The sequence below is a fragment of the Bradyrhizobium sp. Arg816 genome, from assembly GCF_029989365.1.
Lineage (GTDB): Bacteria > Pseudomonadota > Alphaproteobacteria > Rhizobiales > Xanthobacteraceae > Bradyrhizobium.
In genome coordinates this window covers 431,109-456,597 of the sequence record NZ_JAPRAQ010000004.1, presented here as the reverse complement: position 1 = coordinate 456,597, position 25,489 = coordinate 431,109, and the positions used below count along the sequence as shown (strand labels likewise).

General features: G+C 65.3%; 25 protein-coding genes. 9 read left to right on the top strand and 16 right to left on the bottom strand.

Annotated elements, in window-relative coordinates; all coding sequences use genetic code 11:
• Positions 1-249 precede the first annotated feature (249 nt).
• Positions 250-3,759 (top strand): PAS domain-containing hybrid sensor histidine kinase/response regulator, encoded by a 3,510-nt coding sequence (locus OWC48_RS13590; RefSeq protein WP_282520437.1) that lies wholly within the window; start codon positions 250-252, stop codon positions 3,757-3,759.
• 7 nt (positions 3,760-3,766) lie between these two features.
• On the opposite strand, the gene OWC48_RS13585 is transcribed toward OWC48_RS13590, so the two are convergent.
• The 4 genes from OWC48_RS13585 to OWC48_RS13570 form a co-directional block, all read right to left on the bottom strand.
• Complete coding sequence (locus tag OWC48_RS13585) at positions 3,767-4,591, bottom strand: SDR family NAD(P)-dependent oxidoreductase (protein ID WP_282520436.1); 825 nt, start codon at positions 4,589-4,591, stop codon at positions 3,767-3,769.
• A gap of 17 nt (positions 4,592-4,608) precedes the next feature.
• A complete protein-coding gene (locus tag OWC48_RS13580; protein ID WP_282520435.1) occupies positions 4,609-5,172 on the bottom strand; it encodes a cytochrome P460 family protein in 564 nt (187 codons plus the stop codon).
• Positions 5,173-5,244: 72 nt separating this feature from the next.
• A complete protein-coding gene (locus OWC48_RS13575; protein ID WP_282520434.1) occupies positions 5,245-6,273 on the bottom strand; it encodes an alpha/beta fold hydrolase in 1,029 nt (342 codons plus the stop codon).
• A gap of 35 nt (positions 6,274-6,308) precedes the next feature.
• Entirely contained in the window at positions 6,309-6,728 is a 420-nt protein-coding gene (locus OWC48_RS13570; RefSeq protein ID WP_282520433.1) for an organic hydroperoxide resistance protein, read from the bottom strand.
• Positions 6,729-6,928: 200 nt separating this feature from the next.
• Here OWC48_RS13570 and OWC48_RS13565 point away from each other — a divergent pair, with 200 nt between their 5' ends.
• Complete coding sequence (locus tag OWC48_RS13565; RefSeq protein WP_282520432.1) at positions 6,929-9,784, top strand: winged helix-turn-helix domain-containing protein; 2,856 nt, start codon at positions 6,929-6,931, stop codon at positions 9,782-9,784.
• 146 nt (positions 9,785-9,930) lie between these two features.
• On the opposite strand, the gene OWC48_RS13560 is transcribed toward OWC48_RS13565, so the two are convergent.
• Entirely contained in the window at positions 9,931-10,602 is a 672-nt protein-coding gene (locus OWC48_RS13560) for a response regulator transcription factor (protein WP_282520431.1), read from the bottom strand.
• A gap of 344 nt (positions 10,603-10,946) precedes the next feature.
• Between OWC48_RS13560 and OWC48_RS13555 the strand changes: the two genes are divergently transcribed.
• The gene (locus OWC48_RS13555; RefSeq protein WP_404979754.1) at positions 10,947-12,611 is read left to right on the top strand and encodes an MFS transporter; all 1,665 of its coding nucleotides are present in this window, start codon (positions 10,947-10,949) and stop codon (positions 12,609-12,611) included.
• Between the two features lie 65 nt (positions 12,612-12,676).
• Here the strand turns inward: OWC48_RS13555 and OWC48_RS13550 are convergent, their stop codons facing one another.
• The 3 genes from OWC48_RS13550 to OWC48_RS13540 form a co-directional block, all read right to left on the bottom strand.
• Positions 12,677-13,150: a secondary thiamine-phosphate synthase enzyme YjbQ gene (locus OWC48_RS13550; protein ID WP_282520429.1), complete on the bottom strand. Its 474-nt coding sequence runs from the start codon at positions 13,148-13,150 to the stop codon at positions 12,677-12,679.
• Between the two features lie 157 nt (positions 13,151-13,307).
• The gene (locus OWC48_RS13545) at positions 13,308-13,826 is read right to left on the bottom strand and encodes a hypothetical protein (protein ID WP_282520428.1); all 519 of its coding nucleotides are present in this window, start codon (positions 13,824-13,826) and stop codon (positions 13,308-13,310) included.
• A 41-nt stretch (positions 13,827-13,867) separates the two neighbouring features.
• A complete protein-coding gene (locus OWC48_RS13540) occupies positions 13,868-14,110 on the bottom strand; it encodes a hypothetical protein (RefSeq protein WP_282520427.1) in 243 nt (80 codons plus the stop codon).
• 75 nt (positions 14,111-14,185) lie between these two features.
• On the opposite strand from OWC48_RS13540, the gene OWC48_RS13535 reads away from it, so the two are divergent.
• The 5 genes from OWC48_RS13535 (at position 14,186) to OWC48_RS13515 (ending at position 16,820) form a co-directional block, all read left to right on the top strand.
• Positions 14,186-14,560: an AtpZ/AtpI family protein gene (locus tag OWC48_RS13535; RefSeq protein WP_282520426.1), complete on the top strand. Its 375-nt coding sequence runs from the start codon at positions 14,186-14,188 to the stop codon at positions 14,558-14,560.
• A gap of 111 nt (positions 14,561-14,671) precedes the next feature.
• Positions 14,672-15,421, top strand: coding sequence for a F0F1 ATP synthase subunit A (locus OWC48_RS13530; RefSeq protein ID WP_282520425.1), 750 nt, complete (start codon positions 14,672-14,674; stop codon positions 15,419-15,421).
• A gap of 53 nt (positions 15,422-15,474) precedes the next feature.
• On the top strand, positions 15,475-15,702 hold the full coding sequence (locus OWC48_RS13525) for a F0F1 ATP synthase subunit C (protein WP_092238250.1): 228 nt from the start codon (positions 15,475-15,477) through the stop codon (positions 15,700-15,702).
• 60 nt (positions 15,703-15,762) lie between these two features.
• A complete protein-coding gene (locus OWC48_RS13520) occupies positions 15,763-16,329 on the top strand; it encodes a F0F1 ATP synthase subunit B (protein ID WP_282520424.1) in 567 nt (188 codons plus the stop codon).
• 5 nt (positions 16,330-16,334) lie between these two features.
• A complete protein-coding gene (locus tag OWC48_RS13515; protein WP_282520423.1) occupies positions 16,335-16,820 on the top strand; it encodes an ATP F0F1 synthase subunit B in 486 nt (161 codons plus the stop codon).
• Between the two features lie 217 nt (positions 16,821-17,037).
• Here OWC48_RS13515 and OWC48_RS13510 read toward each other — a convergent pair whose 3' ends face one another.
• The 5 genes from OWC48_RS13510 to OWC48_RS13490 all read right to left on the bottom strand — a co-directional run bounded on the left by OWC48_RS13510 (position 17,038) and on the right by OWC48_RS13490 (position 22,366).
• The gene (locus tag OWC48_RS13510) at positions 17,038-17,694 is read right to left on the bottom strand and encodes a hypothetical protein (protein WP_282520422.1); all 657 of its coding nucleotides are present in this window, start codon (positions 17,692-17,694) and stop codon (positions 17,038-17,040) included.
• 119 nt (positions 17,695-17,813) lie between these two features.
• Entirely contained in the window at positions 17,814-18,401 is a 588-nt protein-coding gene (locus OWC48_RS13505) for a GNAT family N-acetyltransferase (protein ID WP_008139934.1), read from the bottom strand.
• A gap of 39 nt (positions 18,402-18,440) precedes the next feature.
• Positions 18,441-19,730 carry a pitrilysin family protein gene (locus tag OWC48_RS13500; protein WP_028148714.1) on the bottom strand — a complete coding sequence of 430 codons (1,290 nt, stop codon included), beginning with the start codon at positions 19,728-19,730 and terminating at the stop codon, positions 18,441-18,443.
• Positions 19,727-21,145: a threonine synthase gene (gene thrC, locus OWC48_RS13495; RefSeq protein WP_282520421.1), complete on the bottom strand. Its 1,419-nt coding sequence runs from the start codon at positions 21,143-21,145 to the stop codon at positions 19,727-19,729. Before thrC ends, OWC48_RS13500 begins: the two co-directional genes overlap by 4 nt.
• Positions 21,146-21,721: 576 nt before the next feature.
• Positions 21,722-22,366 (bottom strand): response regulator transcription factor, encoded by a 645-nt coding sequence (locus OWC48_RS13490; RefSeq protein WP_014498503.1) that lies wholly within the window; start codon positions 22,364-22,366, stop codon positions 21,722-21,724.
• Between the two features lie 86 nt (positions 22,367-22,452).
• Between OWC48_RS13490 and OWC48_RS13485 the strand changes: the two genes are divergently transcribed.
• Entirely contained in the window at positions 22,453-23,790 is a 1,338-nt protein-coding gene (locus tag OWC48_RS13485) for a histidine kinase (protein WP_282520420.1), read from the top strand.
• Here OWC48_RS13485 and OWC48_RS13480 read toward each other — a convergent pair.
• From OWC48_RS13480 to OWC48_RS13470, 3 genes are all read right to left on the bottom strand, one after another.
• Positions 23,787-24,152, bottom strand: coding sequence for a nuclear transport factor 2 family protein (locus tag OWC48_RS13480; RefSeq protein WP_282520419.1), 366 nt, complete (start codon positions 24,150-24,152; stop codon positions 23,787-23,789). The two genes, OWC48_RS13485 and OWC48_RS13480, sit on opposite strands and share 4 nt — an antisense overlap.
• Before the next feature lie 117 nt (positions 24,153-24,269).
• Positions 24,270-25,022, bottom strand: coding sequence for an SURF1 family protein (locus OWC48_RS13475; RefSeq protein WP_282520418.1), 753 nt, complete (start codon positions 25,020-25,022; stop codon positions 24,270-24,272).
• Positions 25,019-25,420 carry a DUF983 domain-containing protein gene (locus OWC48_RS13470; protein ID WP_282520417.1) on the bottom strand — a complete coding sequence of 134 codons (402 nt, stop codon included), beginning with the start codon at positions 25,418-25,420 and terminating at the stop codon, positions 25,019-25,021. The genes OWC48_RS13475 and OWC48_RS13470 overlap by 4 nt, the downstream gene beginning before the upstream one ends.
• Between the last annotated feature and the right edge of the window lie 69 nt (positions 25,421-25,489).

Genomic DNA, 25,489 nt, shown 5'->3' with positions numbered 1-25,489 from the left:
CCCACCCAACTCTGTTTCGTCCTTGTCGCGACAATCGACGCTCTCTCCGTTCCCTCCCCCCTTGCGGGGAGGGCCAGGGAGGGGGGTGCCACACGGGGACTCTCTCGGTGAGCCACAACGCACCTTAACGACAACCCCAGTTCCCGCCCCGGCACGGCATTTCGCTGTCGCTTGCGCCCGCCCAACGCGCTAGATTTGCAGGGAAAATGAGTTCGGGCGCCCTCGCGCCCAGGGAGAAGCGCGCTCGCCATGCTGCACGACTGGGGCGTGATCGCTGCCGCCTTCGGCTATATCGGCTTTCTGTTCCTGGTGGCGAGCCACGGCGACCGCCGCTCGCCGGCCGGGCGCGGCCGTGCGTCCGGGCTGATCTATCCGCTGTCGCTGGCGATCTACTGCACCTCCTGGACCTTCTTCGGCTCGGTCGGCTTCGCCACGCGCACCTCGACCGACTTCCTCGCGATCTATGTCGGTCCGATCCTGATGATCGGGCTCGGCACGGGCGTGTTGCGCCGCGTGATCCAGCTGGCCAAAGCCCACAACATCACCTCGACCGCCGACTTCATCGGCGCGCGTTACGGCAAGAGCCAGGCAGTGGCGGCCACCGTTGCTCTGATCGCGATCATCGGTTCGGTGCCCTACATCGCACTCCAGCTCAAGGCGGTCGCCTCCTCGCTGGAAGTCATTCTGAGCGAAGACCAGGCGTTCTCCCACATCCCGATCCTCGGCGACATGGCGCTGATGGTGACGCTGGCGATGGCGGCCTTCGCCGTGCTGTTCGGCACACGGCAGACCGACGCCACCGAGCACCAGCACGGCCTGATGCTGGCAGTCGCGACCGAATCCATCATCAAGCTGATCGCCTTCCTCGCCGCCGGCATCTTCGTCACCTTCTGGATGTTCTCGCCGCACGAATTGATCGAGCGCGCCATGAAGACGCCGGAGGCGGTGCGCGCCATCAACTATTCGCCGTCGATCGGCAACTTCCTCACCATGACGCTGCTGTCACTCTGCGCGATCATGCTGCTGCCGCGCCAGTTTCACGTCAGCGTGGTCGAAAACTCCTCGGATGCCGAGGTCGGCCGCGCGCGCTGGCTGTTTCCGCTCTATCTCGTCGCCATCAATCTGTTCGTGATCCCGATCGCACTCGCCGGCCTCGTTACCTTTCCGTTCGGCGCGGCCGATCCCGACATGTACGTGCTGGCGCTGCCGATGGAGGGCGGCGGGGAGCTGCTCAGCGTCGCCATTTTCGTCGGCGGCCTGTCGGCGGCGACCGCGATGGTGATCGTCGAATGCGTCGCGCTCTCCATCATGGTCTCGAACGACCTCGTGGTGCCCCTGGTGCTGCAGCGGCGACCGGAGGGGCGCACCGGCGGCGCCGATTTCAGCGACTTCCTGCTGCGCTCGCGGCGCCTTGCGATCTTCGCCATCATGGTGATGGCCTATTTCTACTACCGCGCGCTCGGCAACACCCAGCTCGCGGCGATCGGCCTGCTCTCCTTTGCCGCCATCGCCCAGCTCGCGCCAAGCTTCTTCGGCGGGCTGTTGTGGCGGCGCGCCACCGCACGCGGCGCCATCGGCGGCATGCTGGTCGGCTTCGCGGTGTGGCTCTACACGCTGTTCATCCCGAGCTTCATGGATTCCTCGACGGCGGGCATCCTGCTGCTCCAGCACGGCCCGTTCGGGATCGAGGCGCTGCGGCCGCAGGCGCTGTTCGGCGCCGACCTGCCGCCGCTGATGCACGGCGTGATCTGGTCGCTGTCGCTGAACATCCTGACCTATGTGCTGCTGTCGCTGGCGCGGCGGCCATCCTCGATCGAGCTGGTGCAAGCCGATCTGTTCGTACCCAACACGCTCGCGCCGATCTCCCCGAACTTCCGCCGCTGGCGCACCACCGTCACGGTGCAGGACATCCAGACCACGGTCGCGCAATATCTCGGGCCCGACCGCGCCCGGCATTCGTTCGAGGCATTTTCGGTACGGCGCAATATGCGCCTGGAATCAGGTGCGCCCGCCGATTTCGAGCTGCTGCAACACGCCGAGCACCTGATCGCCTCTTCGATCGGCGCGGCCTCCTCGCGGCTCGTGATGTCGCTGCTGCTGCGCAAGCGGACGGTCTCGGCGAAAGCGGCGCTGAAACTGCTCGACGATTCCCACGCCGCGCTGCATTTCAATCGCGAGATCCTCCAGACCGCGCTCAACCATGTCCGCCAGGGCATCGCCGTGTTCGACGCCGACCTGCAGCTGATCTGCTCCAACCGGCAGTTCGGCGATCTCCTGAACGTGCCGCCGCATTTCATCCAGTTCGGCACGCCATTGCGTGAAATCCTGGAATTCATGGGTGTGAGCGAGCCGGACAATCCGGTCGAGCGCGAAGCCATGCTGGAGCGGCGGCTCGCGGCTTACACCACCGACAGCGAGCCTTATCTCGAGCGCCTCCCCGACCGCCACATGGTGATCGAGATCTTGACCAACCGCATGCCCGGCGGCGGCTTCGTCATCACCTTCACCGATGTCACCCCCACGTTCGAGGCCGCCGAAGCGCTGGAGCGCGCCAACGCGACGCTCGAAAAGCGGGTGCGCGACCGCACCGAGGAGCTGACCCGGCTGAATTCCGAGCTGGCGCTGGCCAAGAGCGCGGCCGAGGATGCCAGCATCTCCAAGACGCGTTTCCTGGCGGCAGCCAGCCACGACATCCTCCAACCCCTGAACGCGGCGCGGCTCTATGTCACCAGCCTGGTCGAGCGCCAGCACAGCGGCGAGGAGACGCGGCTGGTCGAGAACATCGACGAATCGCTCCAGGCGATCGAGGAGATCCTCGGCGCACTGCTCGACATATCGCGGCTGGATGCCGGCGCGATGACGACCTCGACATCGAGCTTCAAGATGGCCGATTTGATGCGCTCGCTGGAGATCGAGTTTGCACCGATCGCACGCGCCAAGAACCTCGAGCTCGCCTTCGTGCCCTGCTCGCTGCCGGTCGAGTCCGATCGGCTGTTGCTGCGGCGCCTGCTCCAAAACCTGATCTCCAACGCGATCAAATACACCCCGCGCGGACGCGTGCTGGTCGGCTGCCGCCGCCGCGGCGCCTCGCTCAAGATCTGCGTCTACGACACCGGCGTCGGCATTCCGCCGGTGAAGCGCGGCGAGATCTTCAAGGAATTCCACCGCCTCGAGCAGGGCGCGCGGATCGCCCGCGGCCTCGGCCTCGGCCTGTCGATCGTCGAGCGGCTCGCGCGCGTGCTCAACCACGGCATCGCCATCGACGCCAATGTCGGCGGCGGCTCGGTCTTCTCCGTGACGGTGCCGACGGCGAAGGCGGTCACCCACACCGCGGCCGTGACCAGCGCGACGCCGTTGGCGCGCACGCCGATCTCGGGCGCCCTCATCGTCTGCATCGAGAACGACGCGGCGATCCTCGACGGCATGCGCACGCTGCTGAAGGCCTGGGACGCCGAGGTGATCGCGGTCGCCGACCCCGAGGGCGCGATCGCCGCGATCGAAGGCGCGGGACGCCGTGTCACCGGCCTGCTGGTCGATTATCACCTCGACCGCGGCAACGGCATTGCCGCCATCCGCGACATTCGCCGCCGCTTCGGCGACGGCATCCCTGCGATCCTGATCACCGCCGACCGCAGCCCCGCGGTGCAGGTCGCTGCGCGCGAGGAAAAAATCGCGGTGCTCAACAAGCCGGTGAAGCCGGCCTCGCTCCGCGCCCTGCTGGGACAGTGGCGCACGCAGCAAATGGTGGCGGCGGAGTAAGACGCGGTCAGTAGTCGGTCGAGATGCTGAGCGCGCGCCACCTCTCGAGCTCGTCGAGGCGTTGCCGGTCCGTCGCCGCGATGGCGTTCACGGCGTCGCTGCCGAGCGCGATCCGCAGCGGCGGGCTGTCCATGTCGACGAGCTTCAGCACAAGTGCGGCGGCCTTCGCCGGATCGCCCGGCTGGCGGCCATCATAATCGCGCTGCATCCTGACGGCCGCTCCAACGACGGCATCGTACTCCCCCCGCCCTTCGCCGGTCGCATGCGCTGACTGCGCAAAGCCCGTACGAAAGCCGCCGGGTTCGACGATCGTCACGTGCACGCCGATCAACGCCATCTCGCGCGCCAGCGATTCCGAAAAGCCCTCGATACCCCATTTCGCGGCCGAATAGGCCGCGCGTGCCGGGGCTCCGATCCGTCCGCCGACGGATGAGAATTGCACGATATGCCCGCGGCGCTGCCGGCGCAGCACGGGGATCGCCGCCTTCGTGACGATGATGGTGCCGAGCAGATTGACCTCGATCTGCTGACGGAACGAGGCCAGGCTCGTGTCCTCGACCGATCCGAGATCGCCATAGCCGGCATTGTTCACGACCACATCGACGCCGCCGAATGCCGCCACGGCGAGGCCGATGGCCGCTTGCGCGGCCGCCTCGTCGGTCACGTCGAGCGTTGCGAGCCGCAGTCTTTCTCCAAAGCGCTCACGCAACGGTTCGAGCGGATTCGTGTCCCGGGCCGTAGCCGCCACACGATCTCCCACCGCAAGTGCGGCTTCCGTGATGGCGCGTCCGAGCCCGCGTGAGCTGCCGCTGATGAACCAGATCTTTGACACGGCGGGCTCCTGACCGCTCAAGGCGCAAGCCGGGTGAAGACGTAGTCACGGCTCTTGGCGCGGGCGTCGTGACAGGCGAAGCAGGTGCGATGCTGGGCCTCGTCGACCGGCTTGCCATTGATGAAGCGGCCGAACCCCCAGCCGCCGGTGGACGCATATTTCCTGGAATCCTTGACCATCACCTGAACCGTGGTGGCCGCGCCGGGGATCGTCGCGGATGCGAATTCCGGCGACTGTTTCCGTTTCCAGGCGCGCTTGACCAGAATGGTGCCGTCGGGGAACGGAAGCTTTCCGTCTTGATAAGCATCGATTGCGGTCTGGTTGCCGACAACGGCGCGAAGCTCGTCGAGCGGTGCCGCCTCTTCGGCCGGCGCGATCAGCTCCCACTGCTTGTAGCCGGCAGGGATCGTGACGCCGAAGATCGGCGAGGCGTCTGCCGTGTTGCCTTGTGCCGGTCCCTCGGCGAGAGCGATCGAGACCAGATAGGGCACGCAAGTCAGGAGAACGACGAGAAGGAGCGCGGCAAGCGTGATAGCCGTCGCATGAGAGCGCTTGTTCTTTTCAGGTTCGATGGACGTCATGACGTTCCTTCGTGCTGGGATGGCGGCATAGCCTCGGTCCAGCCGCGCTGGACCGAGGCATCGAATGAACGCTCAGGCGCCGTCGGCGTCGATGACGGCCTTGGCGAACGCTTGCGGCGCCTCCTGCGGCAGATTGTGGCCGATGCCGCCGGTGATCAGGCGGAAATCGTACCGGCCTGAGAACCTCTTGGCATAGGCGCTGGGGTCGGGATGCGGCGCACCGTTGGCGTCGCCCTCCATCGTGATCGTCGGGACGCTGATCACCGGAGCTGCAGCGAGCTTCTTTTCGAGCTCCTCGTATTTCGCTTCGCCCTGGGCGAGGCCGAGCCGCCAGCGGTAATTGTGGATCGTGATCGCGACATGATCCTTGTTGTCCAGCGCCGCCGCACTCCGGTTAAAGGTCGCGTCGTCGAACTTCCATTGCGGCGAGGCCAGCTTCCAGATCAGTTTTGCGAAATCATGCGTGTATTTCTCGTAACCGGCGCGGCCGCGCTCGGTCGCGAAATAGAACTGGTACCACCATTGCAGCTCGGCCGACGGCGGCAGCGGCGCGTTGCCCGCGGCCTGACTGGAGATCAGATAGCCGCTGACCGACACCAGCGCTCGGCAGCGATCCGGCCACAACGCAGCGATGATATCGGCGGTGCGCGCGCCCCAGTCGAAGCCGGCGATGACCGCCTTCTTGATGTCGAGCTTGTCCATCAGCGCGATGATGTCGACGGCCATGGCCGCGGGCTCGCCGTTGCGCGGCGTCTCGCTGGAAAGAAAATGCGTCGAACCGTAGCCGCGCAAGTGCGGGATGATCACGCGATAGCCCGCCTTTGCCAGGATCGGCGCGACGTCGACGAAGGCGTGAATGTCATAGGGCCAGCCGTGCAGCAGGATCGCCACGGGACCGTTCGAGGGACCTGCCTCGGCATAACCGACATTGAGGACGCCGGCGTCGATCTGCTTGATCGGACCGAAGGACGCGTTCGATGCCGGGGATCGCGGCGCGTCCGTTTCGGCACGGGCGAGGTCGATCACGCCGAGACCGACGGCGACGGTTCCCGCGGCGACGCCAAGAAACTTGCGGCGGTGCTGGTCGATGATCTGTTTCATGGTGGTGCTACCTTGTTGATGGTTGGTGATGTCCGTCAGATCAGCGCGACCGTGACGTCGATATTGCCGCGGACGGCCTTGGAATAGGGGCAGGTCTGGTGCGCCTCATCGACGATGCCGCGCGCGATCTCGCGATCGAGGCCCGGCAGGCTGACGTTGAGGCGCGCGCTGAGCGAATAGGCGCCCTCGTCGAGCACGAGATCGATCTCCGCATCGATCGCGCATTTCCGGGGAAGCTCGATCTTGCGCTTGCGGGCCGCGATCTCCATCGCGCCTTCGAAGCAGGCCGACCAGCCGGCCGCGAACAATTGCTCGGGATTGGTGCCGATGCCTGTGCCGCCCGGCGGCGACAGCTTGACGTCGAGGCGGCCGTCGGAGCTGCGCGATATGCCGTCCTGTCGTCCGCCGCCGGTGTGGGTCCTGGCCGTGTAGAGCAGTTTTGCCGCTTGCGTCATGAAGGTCTCCTTGCCGTCGCGCAACTGACTAGCAGCGGCGTCGGCGGGACACCCGTTTGGACTTGTGAGAAGTTGTGAGGCCCCGGCTCGCAGTCCCGCCACGAGGCCTGCATCAGCGGTCTGATGCCGATGCAGGTGCGGCCTTGCCGGATTGCGATCATCTGGCTATCCGGTCCGTTTGAAAGGATCACGATTTCGCCATGACCGAGCCGGCCGGCACTGCAACGGGAACCCTATCGTTCGGGCCATTCACCGTGACATCGCACGAAAGGCTCGTGATACGCGGCGGCGTCGCGCTGCCGCTCGGCGCGAAGGCCTTCGACACGCTGATCGCGCTGATGTCGCGGCCGAACGAGGTCGTCAGCAAATGGGATCTGATGGCGCTGGTGTGGCCCGGCCTGGCCGTCGAGGAAACCAACCTGCGCTTTCACGTCGCAGCCCTGCGCAAGGCGCTCGGCGACGGCAAGGACGGCGCTCGCTACATCACCACGCTCTCCGGCCGCGGCTATTGCTTCGTCGCGCCGATCTCGCGAACGGACGTTGCAGCGAAGCCGCATCCCGCACCGCGGGTGAACCCGCCGCCCGTAAAACTACCTAACCGGCTGCAACGGATGGTCGGGCGCGACGATGCGGTCGCCGCCGTCTCCGACAAGCTCATCGGCTCGCGGTTCGTCACGATCGTCGGCCCGGGCGGCGTCGGCAAGACCGCCGTTGCGGTGGCGATCGCGCACGACCTGCTCGAGACTTTTTCCGACGCCGCGCATTTCGTCGACCTTGCCGCGCTCAGCGATCCCGACCTCGTGATCACCTCGATCCTGCTGATGCTGGGCTTGCCGGCACAGACCGACGATCCCCTGCCTGCACTGCTCGCGCATCTCGGCGACAAACGGATGCTGCTGATCCTCGACAATTGCGAGCACGTCATCGCCGCCGCAGCGCCGCTGGCAGCCGAAATCTTTCACGCCGCGCCGCATGTCCATATCCTCGCCACGAGCCGCGAAGCCCTGCGCGTCGAGGGCGAGCAGGTCTACCGGTTAGCGCCGCTCGCCGTTCCACCTGATAGCCCCGGGCTGACCGCGGCTGCCGCGCAAACCTATCCCGCGCTTCAGCTCTTCCTCGAACGCGCCATGGCCGGCGGCGCGCAGATCGCGCTCGACGATGCCAATGCCGCGATCGTCGCCGGGATCTGCCGCAAGCTCGACGGCATGGCGCTGGCGATCGAGCTCGCCGCCGGCCGGGTCGAGGCCTACGGCCTGGAGCAGACGGCCGCACTGCTCGACGAACGCCTCAATCTGCTCTGGCAGGGCCAGCGCACTGCGCCGCAGCGGCAGAAGACGTTGCAGGCGACGCTGGACTGGAGCTACGGGCTCCTGTCCGACGCCGAGCGCCTCGTGCTGCGCCGGCTTGCCGTCTTCGCCGGTCACTTCACCATCGACGCCGCGCTCGAAATCGTGCCGGACGAGCGCGTCGACCGCTCGCGCCTGTTCGATGCTATCGACAGCCTGGTTGCCAAGTCGATGGTCGCGCCGCGACCGATCGGCGCCATGATGCGCTACCGTCTGCTCGACACGACGCGCGCCTATCTGCTCGAGATCGAGCCGAACGAGACCGCGCTGGCCGCCCGCCACGCAACCTACTACCGGCGATGGCTGGAGCAGGCCGGCACGACATGGGCGACGGTGCCGAGCGCCGACGAACGCGCGATCCATTTCTCCGCGCTTCACAACGTGCGCGCCGCGCTGGACTGGTGCTTCGGCACGGGCGGCGATATCGGCATCGGCATTGCGCTGGCCGCCGCGGCGGCTCCGATCTTTCTCGCGATGTCGCTGCTGATCGAATGCCGGCGCTGGTCGGAACGGGCGCTGCTTGCGATCGATCCGCCCTCGCGCGGCAGCGCCGAGGAAATGCACATCCAGGCCGCCCTCGGATTGACCTTGATGTTCACGCGTGGCGGCAGCGAAGCTGCGCGTGCCGCCCTGAGCCGGAGCCTGGCGATCGCCGAGGCGCGCGGCGACGCGCCGAACCAGCTCCAGCTGCTCGGCCGCATGCACATCTTCCACGAGCGGATGGGACAGTTCGACGCCGCGCTCGGTTATGCGCAGCAGAGCCTCGCGGTCGCCGAGACGCTCGGCGATGCCGCCTCCATCGCCCTCGCCCGTTCGCTGCTGGGTGTCTCCTTGCATCTGGCCGGCGAGCATCGCGACGCACTGCGCATGCTGGAGGCCGCCTGGCACGGGCCGGGCACGGAACGGATCAGCACGGTCCACGGCTTCGACCACCGCAACCGGGCCGGCATCGCGCTCGCGCGCGAGCTTTGGTTGCAGGGCCGTCCGACGGATGCGCGGCAACTGGCGCTGCAGACGGTCACCGAGGCCGCGCAGATGGACCATCCGATCACGCTCTGCATCGCGCTGATCTGGGCGGTCTCGATCGATCTCTGGAGCGGGGATCTCGACGGCGCGGAAGAGAACATCGACCGCTTCATCGCACATGCCGAAACGCGCTCGATGGGCCCTTATCTCGCGGTCGGCCGTGGCGTCAAAGGCGAGCTGGCGATCCGACGCGGCGACGCCGCCCGCGGCGTCGAGACGATACGGGCCTGTCTGCGCGAGCTCCACGACGCCGGCTACGAGCTGCTCACCACGACGTTCAACATCGCACTCGTGCATGGCTTGTTGGCGCTCGGGCAGACCGAGCGGAGTGCGCGCCTGATCGACGGCGCGATCGGCCTCGTCAAGCAAGGCGGCGATCATCTCTACATGCCCGAGTTGCTGCGCATGAAGGGCAAGGTGTTGCTGTCACTGCCGCAGCCGAACCGTGGAGAGGCCGAAAACCACCTGATGCGATCGTTGGAACTGAGCCGTCGCAACGGTGCAAAAGCCTGGGGGCTGCGGGCTGCGATCGATCTTGCCGAGTTCCTTGCTGAACGTGGCCAGTGCGAGGAAGCGAAGCGGTTGCTTCAATCGGCGCTCGAAGGCTTTGCCGAGGGCTCCGAGACTGCGGATATCAGGGCCGCCAACGAGCTACTAGGGACATCATCGGCTCCGTCATCCTGAGGTGCGAGTGGCGCGATGCAAAGGCATCGCGGCCGGAGCCTCGAAGGATGAAACGGCCGAGGTGCCAGCCGGGGCCGTTCATCCTTCGAGGCTCGCTTCGCGAGCACCTCAGGATGACGGAGACGGAGCTGATTGTACCGTGAGGCTCACCCCGTCGGGCTGCCCTGCTTCCACTGGCCGCCGGCGATCTTCGCCGCGGCAATCACCGCCTGCGTGCGGCTCTCGACGCCGAGCTTTTGCAGGATCGCCGAGACATGCGCCTTGATGGTGGCTTCGGAGACGCCGAGCTCATAGGCGATCTGCTTGTTGAGCAGCCCTTCCGACAGCATCATCAAGACCCGGACCTGCTGCGGCGTCAGCGTCACCAGGCGGTCGCGCAGGCGCGTCATGTCGGGATCGGCGGCGGCCGATAGATCGGTGTCGGTGGGAACCCAGACGTCCCCCTCCATCACTTTGAGGATCGCGTCGCGCAAGGTCTCGACGCCGAATCGCTTCGGGATGAAGCCGGAGGCGCCGAAATCGAGCGAACGGCGAATCGTGGCGCTGTCGTCAGAGGCCGAGACGATCACCACTGGGATGGCCGGGTATTGCGCGCGCAGATAGATCAGCCCGGAAAAGCCGGAGATTCCGGGCATCGAGAGGTCGAGCAGGACCAGATCGACGTCGGATGTCTGTTCCAGCAGCTTGGTGAGATCCTCGAATGATCCGGCCTCGTCGATCCTGGCCGAGGTCAGGACGCCCGCCACCGCTTGCCGCAACGCGTCGCGGAACAGGGGATGGTCATCGGCAATGACGAGATGGGTCGAAGGAGCGCTCATCGTTCTCTTGCTGGCATTCACACCAGGCCAGTAGGCCGGCCCGGGGGCCTTGGTCAATTCTTTCCCGACCGGCCGTGGCATGCAAGTGGGCAATATCCCTTTGCGGGAACGGGGTTAACCCACGGCGAGCGCGATCGTGCCGGATTGAAGGGTCCGCGGCGTCAGGTGCGCGTCAGTGCGCAAGGCCGAAAGTCGTATTGGGGCCGGTTTCACGCCGATGTTACCTTTGGGGCAAGACCTAGGTTGATCCGGCCCGTCCGGACATCTGGGGCGCGAGGAAACGAAATTCGGGGAGCCAACTCAATATGTCCACAATAGCTGCAACCTCGGCACGATCCGGCGGCATGACGAAGGATGAGCGGTTCGTCATCCTCGCATCGTCGCTCGGCACCGTCTTCGAGTGGTACGATTTCTACCTTTACGGATCGCTGGCCGGCATCATCGGCACGCAGTTCTTCACGATCGCCGGTGCCGACGGCAAGCCGATGTTCGATCAGGCCACGCGCGACATCTTCGCGCTGTTGGCCTTTGCTGCGGGCTTCCTCGTCCGTCCGTTCGGCGCAATCGTGTTCGGCCGCGTCGGCGACATCGTCGGCCGCAAATACACCTTCCTCGTCACCATTCTCATCATGGGTCTTTCGACCTTCATCGTCGGCCTGTTGCCGGGCGCGGCACAGATCGGCATCGCGGCGCCGATCATCCTGATCGGCCTGCGGCTGCTGCAGGGCCTCGCGCTCGGTGGTGAATATGGCGGTGCTGCAACCTACGTCGCGGAACACGCGCCGCAGGGCAAGCGTGGCTATTACACCTCCTTTATCCAGACCACCGCGACGCTTGGTCTATTCCTGTCGCTGCTGGTGATCCTGTTCACCCGCTCCGCGACCGGCGAGGCTGCCTTTGCCGGTGCACCCGGCGCTTATTGGGGCGGCTGGCGTATTCCGTTCCTGGTGTCGGTCGCCTTGCTCGGCATCTCGGTCTGGATCCGTCTGCGCCTGAACGAATCGCCGGTTTTCCAGAAGATGAAGGACGAGGGCAAGGGCTCCAAGGCGCCTCTGACCGAAGCTTTCGGCACCTGGAGCAACGCCAAGATCGTGATCCTGGCGCTGGTCGGCCTGACCATGGGCCAGGCGGTGATCTGGTACACGGGCCAGTTCTACGCGCTGTTCTTCCTGCAATCGATCCTGAAGGTCGACGGCTACACCGCCAACCTCCTGATCGCCTGGTCGCTGCTGCTCGGCACAGGCTTCTTCCTGGTGTTCGGCGCGCTGTCCGACAAGATCGGCCGCAAGCCGATCATCCTGGCGGGCTGCCTGATCGGCGCGCTGACCCTGTTCCCGATCTTCAAAATGATCTCGAGCAACGCCAACCCGGCGCTGGAGAAGGCCTACGAGAACGTGAAGGTCCAGGTGGTGGCGGATCCCGCGAGCTGCGGCGATCTGTTCAACCCGGTCGGCACGCGCGTCTTCACGACGCCTTGCGACACGGCGCGCGCCTTCCTCGCCCAGTCGTCGGTGAAGTACTCCACCGTTCCGGGACCGGCGGGCGCGGTGAAGATCGTAGTCAACGACAAGGACGTGCCGTACACGGATGCCAAGACGTCGAACCCCGCGGTCACCGCGGCGGTGCAGGCGGCCGGCTATCCGAAGCCGGGTGATGCCGGCATCGTCAAGATGTCGCATCCGTTCGACATCTTCCGTCCGCAGGTGTCGGCCGTCATCGGGCTGCTGTTCATCCTCGTGGTCTACGTCACCATGGTGTACGGCCCGATCGCGGCAATGCTGGTCGAACTGTTCCCGACCCGTATCCGCTACACCTCGATGTCGCTGCCGTATCACATCGGCAACGGCTGGTTCGGCGGCCTGCTGCCCGCGACCGCCTTCGCGATCGTCGCCTCGACCGGCGATATCTACTCCGGCCTGTGGTACCCGGTCATCTTCGCGACGATCACCGCCGTGGTCGGTTTCTTCTTCGTCCCGGAGACGAAAGACGTCGACATCAGCAAGACCTAATAACGTCGCAAGACGTCGATAGACCCGGCCGCGGAGCGATCCGCGGCCGGTTTTGTTTTTGGGGTTTACTGATTGCTGCCGATGAATTGCAGCACCACCTCGCGCTGGTGCGGGCGCTTGCGGTGCTCGATCAGGTAGATCGCCTGCCAGGTGCCGAGCGCGAGCTTGCCGTTCAGGACCGGGACCTGAAGCGAAGTCTGCGTCAGCATGGTCTTGACGTGCGCCGGCATGTCGTCCGGCCCCTCGGTGTCGTGCGTCCAGCCGGCGTTCTCGGGCGCGAGCCGCGACAGTGCCGTGGTGAGATCGACGAGCACGGACGGATCGGCGTTCTCCTGGATCGTCAGCGAGGCCGAGGTGTGCCGGATAAACAGCGTCAGCGCGCCATCGCGCGCCTGAACCTCATTGATGAACTTCGCGGCTTCGCTGGTGAGATCGGTGAAGCCGCGGCCGGGCGTCTGCACGGTCAGCAGTGACGATGCGACGGTGGTGGCTTGCACCGACGATGGCGCCGAGCGCGTGACGGATTTGCCTGATGTCATCAAATGTCTCGATTGATCGAACACTGCCGCAGGGTGGGCAAAGGCGCGTAGCGACGTGCCCACGTCTTCTTACGTCATGGAAACATGGTGGGCACGGCGTAAGAACGCCCTTGCCCACCCTACGGCAGGTCAACGCGTGGATAGCGCGAAGGGGTCCTCAGATCTTCCCCGAGACGTCCTTCTGCACGCGATTGGCCATGTCGATCAGCCGGCGCCAGGCCTTTTCCAGGAACGACATCACCCGATCGACATCCTGGTCGCTGGGCAGCGGAATCTCGATCTTGCGGTCCCCCTCGGCGAACTTCGGGTCCTTCTTGAGCGGATCGGATTTCGGCAGCGCCTCGTCGATCTTGCCTGATACGGTCGGTCCCGCCGCGATCTGCCCCTTCAGCTTCTCGACTTCGGCCTGGAGCCGGCCGATCTCGGCGTCGAGCGCGGTGCGTTCGTCGGGCACCGCGTAGCAGGCCCAGCCGGCGCCATTCTTGGTGCAGGTCGACACCGTGCCGGTGCGGGTGTCGAGCCGCAGCACGCCTTCGGGGATGGGCGTCATGCTGTAGCGGCCGTTTTCGCTGTCGGGTGCGGACTGTGCGGCAACGAGGCCGCCGCCGATGGTCATCACCGCGGCGAATACCGCCACGGCAAGCCATGATGCTGTGGATGAATTTGCTGGTCTCATCGCGCTCTCCGCCATGGCGCTTCTGCGGCTTCCCTTCAATTCTACACCCCGACGAGGCGATCCGCCGCCCAAAACGCGCCACCGATATCAACGATCGCAACAATCCCTTTGATCCCGCCAGCAGGACGAAATGGCGGTCGCATTCGCCGATCATGAAGAGAGCTGCTGCGGTGCGGCGTCACGCTGTGTGCAGCGTTGCCGAGCGTGCCAATATCATCAGGTAAATCAGATACATAATAGAACGCGACGCAATCGTGACTTGGCTTGACTTGATTATGGGCCATCAGTATGGTCCGCGCGGCTTTTGAGGGTGGCGGGCGTAATTTCCATTCAGCCGTGGCGTTTCGGGTCTTCGTTGCATGACACAGGGCACGGGACACGGCGAGAATGGGGATCGCGATAAATCGTCCGAGGAAGCTGCGCTTTCCGAACGGCTCGGAAATCTTGATCAGCGGTTGTCCGAATTCCGGGACCGACGAATCAAGACCGAGCAACCCGCAGGTGACGGTGAAGACAGAGCGGCCAGAGCTTCGGCGATGGCGCTTGGTTTCCGGTTATCCTCCGAGTTGGTCGCCGGGGTCGTTGTCGGAGCGGGGATTGGCTGGGGTTTCGACCGCTTGCTGTCGACGTCGCCTTTCGGATTTATCGTGTTCCTGCTGCTGGGCTTCGTGGCCGGCGTCGTGAATGTGGTGAGATCGGCAGGCGCGGGTCAAAGCAGGCGCGGTGGTTCTTAAGCTATCCGCACAACAGAGGAATGATCGTACCGGTCCTGCCGGTACGGGCCGGCCCGGCCGGCAGACCGAGACCCGCCGGCATTGCCCGGCAGACCAAGAGATGCCGCGCTGATGAAAATCGATCCGATCCACCAGTTCAACATCGAGCCTCTCTTTACCCTGGGCCATATCGGCAATCAGACGATCGCCTTCACCAATTCGTCGCTCTACATGCTGGTGGCGGTCGCGATCATCTCGATCCTGATGCTCGCCAGCGGCACGCAGCTGGTTCCCGGACGCTTCCAGTCGGTCGCTGAGATCTCCTACGAATTCGTGGCCTCGACCATCCGTTCGACGGCCGGCGCGGAAGGCATGAAGTTCTTCCCGCTGATTTTCTCGCTGTTCATGTTCATCTGCGTCTCGAACCTGGTCGGCATCATCCCCTATACCTTCACGGTATCGAGCCATTTGATCGTCACCGCAGGGCTGGCGCTGCTGGTCTTCTTCACCGTGCTGATCTACGGCGTCGCCAAGAACGGCCTGAAATTCTTCTCGATTTTCGTTCCCCATGGCGTCCCCGGCTACGTCCTGCCGCTGGTCATGTTCATCGAGATCCTGTCGTTCTTCCTGCGGCCGGTCTCCCACAGCATTCGTCTCTTCGCCAACATGCTGGCCGGCCACATCGCGCTGAAGGTGTTCGCGGGCTTCGTCGCCATGCTGGGCTTCTCGCTCGGCGCCATCGGCTGGGTCGGCGGTGTGCTGCCGCTGGCGCTCACGGTCGCGCTGTATGCGCTCGAGATTCTGGTCGCGTTCCTGCAAGCCTATGTGTTTGCGATCCTGACCTGCATCTACCTCAACGACGCCATTCATCCGGGACACTGAGCGGTCCGGGGAATTTCCACCCAAAACCCAATCTTTCTTCCAAGGAGTCTAAAATGGATCCGACAGCAGCAAAACTTATCGGCGCGGGCATCGCATGCATCGGCATGGGCGGCGCGGGCGTCGGCGTCGGCGTGATCTTCGGCAACTACCTTGCTGCAGCCGTCCGCAATCCGTCGGCCGCTCAGGGCCAGTTCGGCAACCTGATCTTCGGCTTCGCCGTGACCGAAGCGCTCGGCATCTTCTCGCTGCTGATCGCGCTGCTTCTGCTGTTCGTTTTCTGAGAACGACTTCTTTCGCGCCGCTTCATCCGAAGCGGCGCGTGACAGCAACAGGAGTACTCCATGGCCGAGAGTCATGGCGGGGCGAAAGGTCCAGCGACCAACGCCCACACTGAAGCCGATGGCGGTCATCACAGCGGCGGCTTTCCGCCGTTCGAGAGCAGCACCTTTGCTTCGCAGCTGGTGTCGCTCGCGATCTTCTTCGTCCTGCTTTACGTGATCGTGTCCAAGCTCGCCCTGCCCCGCGTCGGCGGTGCGATCGAGGCGCGGCAGAACAGGATCGAGGGTGACCTCGCCGAAGCCCAGACGCTGAAGGACCAGTCCGACGCGGCGCTGAAGGCCTATGAAAGCGAGCTCGCTTCGGCGCGCACGCGGGCACAGGCGATCGGCAACGAATCCCGCGACAAGGCGAATGCGCAGGCGGAAGCCGAGCGCAAGACGCTGGAAGAGCAGCTGGCGGCCAAGCTCGCCGAGGCGGAAAAGACCATCGCCTCGACCCGCACGGCCGCCATGAGCAACGTCCGCGGCATCGCGGCCGATGCGGCAGGCCAGATCGTGCAGCAGCTCGCCGGCGTCGTTCCGGATGCGGCGTCGGTCAATGCCGCCGTTGATGCGTCCTTGAAGGGTTAGTCGATATGTTCTTCGATCCTGAAACCTGGGTCGCCGTCGCCTTCGTGGTCCTGATGGTCGTGTTCGGCTATCTTGGGGTCTTCAAGTCGGCGATGACGGCGCTGGATCATCGCGCCGCCCGCATCAAGGCCGAACTCGACGACGCGACGCGCCTCAAGCAGGAAGCGGCCAAGGTGCTCGCCGACTACAAGGCGCGCAGTGCCACCGCCGAGCGCGAGGCTGCCGACATCATCGCCAACGCCAAGTCCGAAGCCGAGCGCATCGCGACCGAAGCCAAGGCGAAGATGGAAGACTTCGTCGCCCGCCGCACCAAGACCGCGGAGAGCAAGATCGCGCTCGCCGAGGCCCAGGCCGTCGCAGACGTCCGCGCCGCAGCCGCGGAAGCCGCCGTCCAGGCCGCCTCCACGATCCTGTCGCAGTCGGTCAAGGGCCAGGTCGCCGACGACCTGCTCGCCAAGGGCATCACCGAGGTTCGGCAGAAGCTGAACTGAGGACGAACGCCTCACCAATCAAAAAGCCGGCGCGATGAGCGCCGGCTTTTTTGTTTGGCGGTCTGTAGCCAGAAATTGGATGTCATCACCCGCGAAAGCGGGTGATCCAGTATTCCAGAGACAGCAATGGCATACGGAGAAGCCGCGGTGTACTGGATGCCCGGCCCCCCGTGCGCAATTGCGCACTAGGCGGGGCATGACAGCGGAGCCTGAAGCGCTATTTCTTCTTCCCTCGCGCCTTCGGCTCGGGCGCGAGCGCCTGCGGGTCGAAGCCGACATAGAAGACGTAGGAATCGGCGACCTTGGCCGAAGGCATCGGATAGGCCAGATCCTCGGCGACGAAGGTGAAGGGCACGCTGCCGCCCTCCGACATCTCGACCGTGGTCCGGTAGGCCTTCGAGGCGATCACCTTCTCCCCGACGCCGCCCTGCACCACGGCGATGCGCAAGGGCACCTCGACGGTCGCAGGCGCACCGGCGGGACCGGCGATGACACGGCCCTGGATGCCGATCCGGGCGGTGATATCGCCGCCGCTCCGGGCACATTCACGCGCCATCTTGGTGATCGTGGCCTGGAAGCGGATCTCATTGCCGACGGCCGGCTTGCCAGCGGCGCCGACCGCGTAGGTCGAGGCCCCGGCGCGCACCGTAACCTGCGGGCAATCGACGTCGTCATCGGCCGCCGGCTGGCCGGGCGCGGGCGCCGGCTTGGGCGGGGCCGGCTCGTCGGACTTGCCGCCGAACAGGCTCTTGAAGCGGTCAGTCAAGGACTGGGCCGCCACCGGCGAGACGGAGGCGAGCGCAACCGACAACGCCAACGCGATCCCCGTCCCCCGCTGCAACGCATTCCGCGATGACCGAAGCTTCTTCACCATCAACGCCCATACTCCATGACAATTGTCCGAACGATTGCCGGCCGGCCAGCGGTTTATATCGCCAAAATCGGCGAACCCAAGGCAGCAAACAAGGAGACTTTGGCAGCACGAGGGGCAGCTCAGCCGCGGAAATCCTCGTGCAGCAGGCCGAACAGCAGGTGGTCCTGCCAGACCCCGTTGATGCAGAGATAGCGGCGCGCCAAGCCTTCGCGGGAGAAGCCGCACTTCTCGAGCACCCGGATCGACGGCGCATTGGTGGGGATGCAGGCGGCCTCGACCCGGTGCAGATTGAGCTCGCCGAACAGCGTCGGCAGCAGCACCCGCAGCGCCGCCGTCATGTAGCCCCGATGGGCATGGGGCTTGCCGACCCAATAGCCGATGGTGCCGGCCTGGACGATGCCGCGGCGGACATTGGCGAGCGTGATGCCGCCGACCATGGCGCCGTCGAGCTCACGGAAGATCAGGAAGGGATAGGAGCGGTCCGCGGCGATGTCTTCGGAATAGCGGCGCAGGCGCCGGCGGAAGCCGGACCGGGTCAGATCATCCGACGGCCAGATCGGCTCCCAGGGCGTCAGGTAATCGCGGCTGGACTCGCGCAAATGCGCCCACTGCAAGAAGTCCGACATCTGCGGCGCGCGCAGCAATAGCCCGTTGCCGCGCGGCGCGAGGGCGGCGGGTCCACTGGATGGCAGGCGAAACAGGGCCATGGTGATGCTTCCCGGGGCAGATCAGCCCGTGCGCCGCTCCTAATGCAGCCGCGCCTTGGCACGTGCCCTGGTCAATCCTTCCGCAAAAGATACCGCCGTGTCCAGACCCCTGCCACTGCCTAATGCGACAACTGCAGGGCGGCTCCGCGAAAGCAGCGCACGCGCGGCGTCCCGGGTTGATTCGACGCTGACGGCGTCGATCCGGGCCACCAGCTCCTCGACCGTCTGCGGCCGGCCATAGGCCAGCACATGCCGGGCGAGCTGCTCGGCGCGGGAGGAGCAGCTCTCCAGCGCCATCAGGAGGCCCGCCTTCATCTGCGCCTTGGCCCGCGCGATCTCGGCTTCGGTCAGCGTCTCCACCGAATCATTCATGATGTCGACCACGACCTCCATCATCTCCGGCGCGTCGGCCGGATCGGTGCCGGTGTAGAGGCCGAAGAAGCCCGTGTCGGTGTAGGGCGCGTGGAACGAGTAGATGGAGTAGCAGAGGCCGCGCTTCTCGCGCACCTCCTGGAACAGCCGTGACGACATGCCGCCGCCGAGGATGTTGGTGAAGACCTGGAGCGAGAACAACGACAGATCGCTCTGCGGCACGCCTTCCAGCGCCAGCGTCAGATGCGCCTGCTCGAGCTCGCGATGCACCACCTTGGCGCCGCCCTTGCCGAACTGGGCGGCTTGCGGCTTCGGACCCGGCGTCCCCTCGAAGCTCGCAAAGCGCTTCTCGACCTCGGCGACGACCTGCTTGTGATTGACCGCGCCGGCTGCCGCCACCACCATGTCGGGGCCGCGATAATGCGTCGACAGATAGCCGCGCAGCATGTCGCGGTTGAAGGCGCGCAGGGTCTTGGCGGTGCCGAGCAGCGAGCGGCCCATCGGCTGGTCGGGATAGCAGAGCTCGTTGAGATGCTCGAACACGACGTCGTCGGGCGTGTCCTGCGCGGCACCGATCTCCTGCACGATGACGTTCTTCTCGCGCTCGAGCTCGTCGGGCTCGAAAGCGGGATTGGCGAGGATGTCGGCGAGCACGTCGAGCGCGAGCGGCACATCGGCCTTCAGCACCCGCGCATAATAGGACGTGGTCTCGGTCGAGGTGCCGGCATTGAGGTCGCCGCCGACCGCCTCGATCTCCTCGACGATCTCGCGCGAGGAGCGCTTGGTCGTGCCCTTGAAGGCCATGTGCTCGAGCAGATGCGAGATGCCGTGCTCGTTCGGCTTCTCGTCGCGCCCACCAACGCCGGCCCAGACGCCGAGCGCCGCGGTCTCGAGATGGGGCATCTCGTCGGTGACGACGGTCAGGCCGGAGGCAAGCTTGGACATCTCGACACTCATCCGGCAACTCCCTGTTTTGCGGCACGGCTGACCGACAGCACGAACCGCTCGACCTCGGCCTGATCGTTCTTCATCACCTTCATGTGTTCGGATTTGGTCATGAGACCGTCGAGCCAGGCGGGCAATTGCGGCCGCTGGCCGCAGGCTGCCTCGACCGCATCGGGGAATTTGGCCGGATGGGCGGTGGAGAGCACGATGCTGGGCACCGTCGTGTCGGTGGTGTCGCGGTCGGCGACCGCGAGCGCGACCGCCGTATGGGGATCGACCAGCTCGCCCGCCTCGCGCCAGGCGGCGCGGATCGCGGCTGCGGTTTCGGTCTCGTCGGCCCGGCCGGCGTCGAATTCTTCACGGATTGCGGCCAGCGTCGCGTCAGGCAACACGAAGCGCCCCGACTGCTTCAGCGAGTCCATCAGACGGCGCACGCCGGCCGCATCGCGCCGGCCGGCCTCGAACAGCAGCCGCTCGAAATTCGAGGAGATCTGGATGTCCATCGATGGCGACGCGGTGGCGTGCACCTCGCGCACCTCGTAGATCCCGGTCTTGAGCGTGCGCGCCAGGATGTCGTTGACGTTGGCGGCGATGCGCAGCGTGCGCACCGGCAGCCCCATGCGCTTGGCGACATAACCGGCAAAGATGTCGCCGAAATTTCCGGTCGGCACGACGAAATCCACCGTGCGCGCCGGCGCGCCGGCGGCGACGGCGGAGGTGAAGTAGTAGACCACCTGGGCGACGATGCGCGCCCAGTTGATGGAGTTGACGCCGGACAGCGAGGTCGCATCGCGGAAGCGATGGTTGTTGAACATCCCCTTCACGAGCGCCTGGCAGTCGTCGAAATTACCCTCGATGGCGAGCGCATGAACGTTGGCCGCGCCCGTCGTCGTCATCATCCGCCGCTGCACATCGGAGATGCGGCCGTGCGGAAACAGCACGATGAGATCGACATTCTCGAGTCCCGCAAACGCATCGACCGCGGCGCCGCCGGTGTCGCCGGAGGTCGCGACCACAATGGTGGTGCGCTGGCCGCGCTTGGCGAGCACATGGTCCATCAGCCGCGAGATCAGCTGCATCGCCACGTCCTTGAAGGCGAGCGTCGGGCCGTGGAACAGCTCCAGCACGAATTGATGCGGCGTCATCTGGCGCAGCGGCACCACCGCCGGATGGCGGAAGGTGGCATAGGCCTCGTTCGCCATGCGGCCGAGCTCGGCATCCGAAATCTCGCCGCCGACGAACGGACGGATCACGTCGACCGCGACCTCCCAATAGGGGCGGCCGAAGAAGCCAGCGATAGCCTCGGTCGAGAGCTGCGGCCAGGTCGCTGGCACGTACAGGCCGCCGTCGCGGGCGAGCCCAGTCAGCATCACGTCGCAGAAGCCGAGTTCTGGGGCCTCGCCCCGGGTCGAGATATAGCGAGTCAAACTGCCCTCCAAAGGCCGGCCGGCCCTGAGCCAGATCCATAAGCCTTTGATTTTATGAAACTACTTGTTAACGGCCAGAGGCGTTGAGCCACCATAAAGTGTTTTGCGGCATCGGGAAACCGCTTCCCGTCCGTGCCCCGCTCAACGAAAAAGGGCTGCGGCGATGCCGCAGCCCTTCTCTTGGAAGGTCTGTCGTTGATTTGTGCAGACCGGTTTGCCTCGTGCGGGTTGCTGGCCCGCCAAAACTGTCGGCCAAGTTCTCGGCGCCCGTCACGAAATCGTCAAGAGCCAAAACGGCGAGAGCAAGAAAATGTTCCTATTTTTCCCGGCACGTTTCGGGTTTCGCAAAGGCATCCCTGCGAGGGCTCGCGCACCATTGCCGCTTTTTCCCGAATTTGTGGGCGATTCAGGAACGAATATCACTCCGGCCCATTGTGTCGGCGGATGGTGTCGGCGCTGTCCATGCATTGCCCGGCTACGCGCCGAGACCCGATCCGCCCGGCCGGACCGGCTGCATCCTGGAGCAGCCGGTTCGGCGCCGGGCCGCCAGTGTCCGGGCCGCCAGTGCCCCGCGCGTCAGCTCATCCCGATTTCCACCGCGATCCTGATCAGGTCGGAATGGTTCTTGGCGCCGAGCTTCTGCTTGAGCAGGGACGTGGTGTTGGCGACCGTCTTGTAGGAGATGCCGAGCGCCTCGGCGACCTCGACGATCTTGTCGCCACGGCCGAGCAGGCGGAGAATCTCGAGCTCCCGCGGCGTCATCTGCGAGGCCGGATTGGCCTTGATCGCTGCACCGGAGAACGTGACCGCCTCCGCGAGCTGCGGCGAGATGAAATTGTCGCCGGCGACCACCTTGCGCACCGCCTTGAGCAGAATCCGGGGATCGTCGCCCTTGGAGACATAGCCCTGCGCGCCAAGCTCGACCGCCCGCACCACGAAGGCCGGATCGTCGTTCATGCTGAACATGATGATCTTGGCATCAGGGTCGTCCTTGCGGATCCGCCGCATCAGCTCGAAGCCGGAGACGTCGGGCAGGCTGATGTCGATGACAGTGACGTCGGGCCGCTTGCTGATATAGGCGCGGTGCCCGGATTTGGCGTCGGTCGCCTCGTCGATACGGATCGAGTGGTCGGACGCGAAAAGGGTGCGGCATCCTGACAGCACCACAGGGTGGTCGTCGACGATCAGAACTCGGGTCGCCGGCTTGGCGGTATCTTGCATCGCGCGCTCTCTCGTTTTTCGACTCATAGACCGGCGGGAACAAATGGAAAGAGCAAATCCCGCCAATGCGCGTTAGAATTGACCTAATGTGGCAGCGGCTCTCATTCAGAACACAATTGTTTCTTCCGCTCGGCTTGAGCTTCCTTGCCGCGCTGGTCATGGGCGGGGTGCTGCTCCAGACGTTCGCGACAGGGCAGCTCGCCGACGAGAATGAGCCGGGCCGACGCTCGACCCGGACGGTCGCCGAGGCGCTCAACAACAGCCTGAGGGCCTCGGACGACCCGCGGAAGATACTCGATGCATTTGTCCATTCTTTGGACAGCTCCTCGGATATTCAATTCCGTCCAGCGGAAGCAGGTCCCGCGCCCTCTCCAAAGGACAGCCTGCGAGATCTGCATGGCGTGCCGCATTGGTTCGTGGACCTGATCGCCATCCCGGAGATGGACGCGGCATCTCCCGTCATCATCGACGGCAGGCGCATCGGCGACATCGTGTTCATGCCGGACCTGTCAGCCGATCTGTTCGAGAAATGGGTCGGCTTCCTGGCGCTGACGAGCCTCATCGCCGTGCTGATGATCCTGACTGGGACCATTGCCTATCTCTTTGCGGGATCGGCGCTGCGTCCCCTCCAAGATCTCGGCGCAGGCCTCACGCGAATCCGGCGCGGCGATTATGCAACGCCTATTCCGGTCACAGGACCGCAGGAGATCCGGCAGAGCTGCGAGGAAGCCAATGCGCTGGCGATGACGCTCGCACAATTGAGTCAGGATAATCGCGACCTGTTGCACCGCCTGGTGTCGCTCCAGGACGACGAGCGGCGCGATCTCGCGCGCGAGCTGCACGACGAGCTCGGGCCGCTGCTGTTCGGCATCCGCGCCGGCACGATCGCGCTGAGCGAGGCCTCGCCGGCGGGAAATCTCGGCAACCGGGCGCAGGAGGTGATGCGATCGGTCGAGGCGCTCCAGCAGACCAACCGCCGCATCCTCGACCGACTGCGGCCGCTCTACATCGAGGAATTGGGGCTCGAGACCAGCGTGCAGACGCTGCTCCAGAACTTTCGCAGACAGGCGCCGCATATCAGCCTGACGGCCACGATCGATCCTGGACTGAACGAGATCGACCGACCGCTGGCCCAGACCGTCTATCGCCTGATCCAGGAGGCGCTGACCAACGTGCTGCGCCACGCCGGGGCGAACAATGCCCATGTGCTGGCGAGCATTGCCGGCGAGCTGCTCACGATTGAGATCTCCGACGACGGTGGCGGCTTTCCCGCCGACAACGTCTTCGGCCGCGGCCTGACGGGCATGCACGAGCGCGTGCGCGCGCTCAGCGGATCGCTGTCGCTGCTGCGCGCGGACGAGCGAACCTATGTGCGCTGCCGCCTGCCGGTCGAGACGGCGCGAGACGAGCCGAGGGCCGGCTAGCACGCGCAGCCGTCGTGCGGCGTCTGCTCCGCCGGCTCGCAAAGGGTGCTGTAGATCTTGCCTTCGGGACTGAAGCGAAACGAGGCGTGGATACGCAGCGAACCCGCGACGGAATATTCGAGATCGATGCCATGCGGCACCGGATTGATCTCCTCCAGGCCGAAGCCTGCCGACGAGAAGGTGCTGAGCCGCGGTCCCCAATAGGTTTCGAGCTCGCGCCGTCCGCGATAATGCCGCTTGCCGTTGCACATGCATTCGACGCGGGCGTCGTCCGCATAGAGATCGAGTAGCGTCGCGAGGTCGCCCTTCCGGCAGGCGTCCACCCAGTCGACGACAATTCCCATCTGGTCGAAATCGCTCACACCAAAATCCTGTCTGCCGCGAAAATTTGCGCGCGGCTTAGGACCACCCTCGTGAATATGTCCTGAATAATAAACCCCGGGCGATACCGGGTTCCCTCCGGGAACCTACGGAAATTTTCAGGCCGGACGCCGTCCCCTCGCCCAGACGCCGAATGCGATCAGCACCGCGCCGGCGAGCGCGAACCAGGTGATGGCGTATTGCAGATGATCGTCCTTCAGATGCACGTCGAGCGGGCCGGGACGCGGAATGCCGTTCTCGGGCACCGGCCGCTCCAGGTCGATGTAGAACGGCGCGACCGTGCCCCAGCCGAGCGCCCGGGACATGGCGAGATGATCGCGGGTGAACCACAGCCGTTTGTCACGCTCAGCGTCAGGCATCAGCACGCTGGCTATTTCGGGGAAACGGACGTAGCCGGTCAACATCGCCGGCTTGTTGGTAATAAGTCGCGCGACCGCCCGATCCTGCAGGGCGCGGTCCTGTTGGGTGTTCGGCACGAAGCCCGCGTTGACCGCGACCATATCGCCGCCAGGCAGCCGTGCGGGAAGGAAAGCCCAGGTGCCGGGGCCGGAAATGTCGGAGCGGATGGCGGAGCCGGAACTGTAGACCATCGCATCCAGACGGGACTCGTAGGTCGCCGTAAATGTGACCCGACGGAATTCGTCCCGCTCCGGCGTCAGCGTGCTCCATTGCGACGGCGGCGGCAACGCAACAGGTGCCGCCGCGAGACGCTCGGTCAATGCGGCGATCAACTGATGTTTCGCGACGCGGCGCTGCAATTGCCAGACGCCGAGCGCGACCAAGACGGCGGCCAGGAAAAGCGTGAACAGCGCGAAGCCGGCCACGCGGGGCTTGCGCGCGGTCTCGTTCATTTCGCGCGGTCGACCAGCCGGCCCGGCGCCGCCTTGTGGTGGAATTGCAGCGCGATCAGCAGCGACTTCATCGCGCGCAGCGGCAAGAGCGTGGTGGCGAGGATCATCGGCAGCCACAGCGCGGCATGCAGCCAGTACGGCGGCTGGTATTTGATCTCGACGATCAGCGCGCACGCAACGACGATCCCGCCGGCCAGCATGATGATGAAGATCGCAGGACCGTCGCCGGTATCGATGAAGGCATAGTCGAGGCCGCAGCGGTCGCAGCTGGGCGCGAGCGTCAGGAAGACCGCATAGAGTTTGCCCTGGCCGCAGCGCGGGCACTTGCAGGCAAGGCCGCGCAGCGCGCTTTGCAGGACGGTCGTCTCGGGCTCGGATGGGCCGGCGGTATCGTTCATGATGACGCACTCTAGAGCATTATCGGTTCTGATTGAATCAGAACCGAAGCTCTGGATTCTTGTTTTGAC